The organism is Anaerorhabdus sp. (genome assembly GCF_036637135.1).
GTDB lineage: Bacteria > Bacillota_I > Bacilli_A > Erysipelotrichales > Erysipelotrichaceae > Anaerorhabdus.
The window spans coordinates 1-2,601 of sequence record NZ_JAVWNC010000112.1 but is presented as its reverse complement, the minus strand read 5'-3'; the positions used below and the strand labels follow the sequence as shown (position 1 = coordinate 2,601).

Below are 2,601 nucleotides of genomic sequence, written 5' to 3'. Positions count from 1 at the left end.
CTCGTTCAGAAACTGTTGATCCAATATCATTATTTTCTTGAATCATTCTTCTTACGATTTCATACACTCCTAAAGAATGTGCAAAACGTGAATGCTCTGCTGTGTGATACACCATGTAAGAAGCACCCAATTGTTTTATACGACGTAGTCTTTGAAATTCACGACTGTTGATACATTTCCATATTACATCATATTCAACATGGATATAGCCATGAATTGGATCTCTTAATACTTTAATTTCATCTAGCTTTTTAAACATGAGAAATCCTCCACTATCCCTATTTTACACCATTTATCATCAAATAGGGATAGTTGGAGAATCTATTTATTTACTAATTGGAATTTGTACTTCCGTTAGCCATTCACTTTCATCATCTTTATTCCATATACCATCAATGTAACTCTCTCTTGGATATCCCGCCATAATATATCCATTCTTTTCTACCCAATCAATCGCATAGGCAAAAGCAAGTCTTAATTCTCGATAACTTCCTTTATGCATAACAGACACAACCGTGATCGCTTCACTTTCTCTAAATTCAATTCCCGCTGGTGCTATTCCTTTTTCTTCAACCGTTTCACAATACTCAATTTCCCATCTCTTGCCTTCCTCAATATCACCAAAATACGAGATATAACAATACTCTGGACTTGCACATTTTAAGTTTGGATTTAGCTCGATGATTTCCTCCCCTATTTTTGGAATGAGTTTAAGATAGTCAGCGTAATCCGATACAGTAAGTTTCTTCGCATAAATAATTTGACGAGGTATTTCTTTTATAATCGCTTTGTATTTCGATTCTAATTTATCTTTATTTAATATCAAATTAATTTGTTTACTTTGTTGTGTTAATTCTAATATATTTTCTTCAATTTCTTTTTTTCTTTTACTTAATATATCCATAACTTCTTCTTCCTTTAAAATTTCTCTTATTTCTTGCAGCGTACATCCAATTTGTCTATAAAATTGAATTTCATGTAAACTAACCAATTGCTTCGTTGTGTAATAACGATATCCAGAAAGAAAATCTATTTCTTCTGGTTTTAATAAATTTATTTCATCATAATAACGTAATGTTTTAATTGACACTTGCCCCATCTTCGAAAACTCCCCAATACGAAACATATAGACCTCCTATTCCCACTTAAATGTTTTAAGTGAAACACCTATACTAAGTAATATAATTATACACAAAATACCAATTTGCATAGGTACTTGTGTACTTGATAAGTTCATGGATGTCGTTTTTAGTAAGTCAATTCCAATCGATAAGGGTAAAAAACTCGCAATCGTTTGCATCCATTCTGGAAATATTTCAAAAGGAATTGTTGCTCCTGATAAAAATAACATTGGAAAATACACAAGTGAACAGACCAAATTAGATATTTTGACAGTATGACATAAACTGGCCATCAGCATACCTAATCCAAACATGGATATCATCGTTAGGAAAAATGAAAGAATGACCATTCCTACACTTCCAACAATCACGAATCCCCATACATAGTGAAGAAACAAATAAACTAAACAGGCAGATATCGTAGAAAATAATGCACAAACAATAACATTAACCAACAAGATGAATCCAGGACTTACAGGGGTTAAAAAGAATTGTTTTAATATTTTCTTTTCTCGATAATCTGTAATCATAAGAGGTAGTCCCATAAATGCAGTCGCACATATACCTACTGTCATAAGGGATCCAAAAGAGCCTTCTATGAATGAATAACCAAAACTCGTTGTTTGCCCTTGTGTCACCATTCCAATTAAACCAACTATACCCAATGGCATCAAAATACCAAAGAAAACTAAATCAATACCCCTAATTGATAGAAGTGTTTGAATTCTTAAATACGTACTCCATTTTTTCATATGAGTCCCTCTTCTTTCATATACCATAAATAGGCTTCTTCCATTGTTTTGTATGGAGAGTTTGCAATTACATTCTTAACACTATCTTGAATGAGTTCTTTACCATTCTCTAATAGGATGACATGATCACACAGCACTTCTACCTCATCCATAAAATGGGATGTAAGAATAATTGTTTTTCCTTTTGTTTTTAATTCTTTCAAATAGTTCCACACCTCTCTTCTTGCCACTGCATCAAGTCCAGTTGTTAATTCATCGAGAAACAAGACTTCTGGATCATGTATGGATGCTAACATAATTGATAATCGTTGTTTTTCACCACCTGATAACGAGTTAACTTCATTGTTTTTAAACATGTCCAAGTTAAATTCTTTTAACTTTGCATTAACATCAATTTTTTTATGATATAAAACCGCTCGTTCTTCACAGATTTCAATTACTTTTATTTTGTCTTGATATGCAGATTGTTGAAGTTGTACACCTATTTTATTAAATAGGTTTTGATTACGCTTTTTCATATCATGGTTCAGCAATGTGATAGTACCCTCCACTTTTCTTAATCCAAGTATTGATTCCACCAATGTTGTTTTACCTGCCCCATTGTGCCCTAGTATCCCAAAGCATTCTCCTTTTTTAACACTCAGTGATATATCATTTACCACAACACGATCACCATATTGTTTCTTCACATGACTTACTTCCAGTACATTCATAATTTTTCCTCCTCG

General features: G+C 32.6%; 3 protein-coding genes and 1 pseudogene. All 4 read right to left on the bottom strand.

The window, feature by feature from the left end:
* A pseudogene (locus tag RR643_RS11565) lies at nucleotides 1-259 on the bottom strand (HD domain-containing protein); the annotation flags it as partial.
* Nucleotides 260-325: 66 nt separating this feature from the next.
* Nucleotides 326-1,126 (bottom strand): MerR family transcriptional regulator, encoded by an 801-nt coding sequence (locus RR643_RS11560; protein WP_332483307.1) that lies wholly within the window; start codon nucleotides 1,124-1,126, stop codon nucleotides 326-328.
* Between the two features lie 9 nt (nucleotides 1,127-1,135).
* Nucleotides 1,136-1,873: an ABC transporter permease gene (locus RR643_RS11555; protein WP_332469462.1), complete on the bottom strand. Its 738-nt coding sequence runs from the start codon at nucleotides 1,871-1,873 to the stop codon at nucleotides 1,136-1,138.
* Entirely contained in the window at nucleotides 1,870-2,586 is a 717-nt protein-coding gene (locus tag RR643_RS11550; protein WP_332469463.1) for an ABC transporter ATP-binding protein, read from the bottom strand. Before RR643_RS11550 ends, RR643_RS11555 begins: the two co-directional genes overlap by 4 nt.
* Between the last annotated feature and the right edge of the window lie 15 nt (nucleotides 2,587-2,601).

Excerpts from the sequence above, each read along its gene's own strand:
- RR643_RS11555 (WP_332469462.1), bottom strand. The coding sequence starts at position 1,873 with ATGAAAAAATGGAGTACGTATTTAAGAATTCAAACACTTCTATCAATT.
- RR643_RS11560 (WP_332483307.1), bottom strand. The coding sequence starts at position 1,126 with ATGTTTCGTATTGGGGAGTTTTCGAAGATGGGGCAAGTGTCAATTAAA.
- RR643_RS11550 (WP_332469463.1), bottom strand. The coding sequence starts at position 2,586 with ATGAATGTACTGGAAGTAAGTCATGTGAAGAAACAATATGGTGATCGT.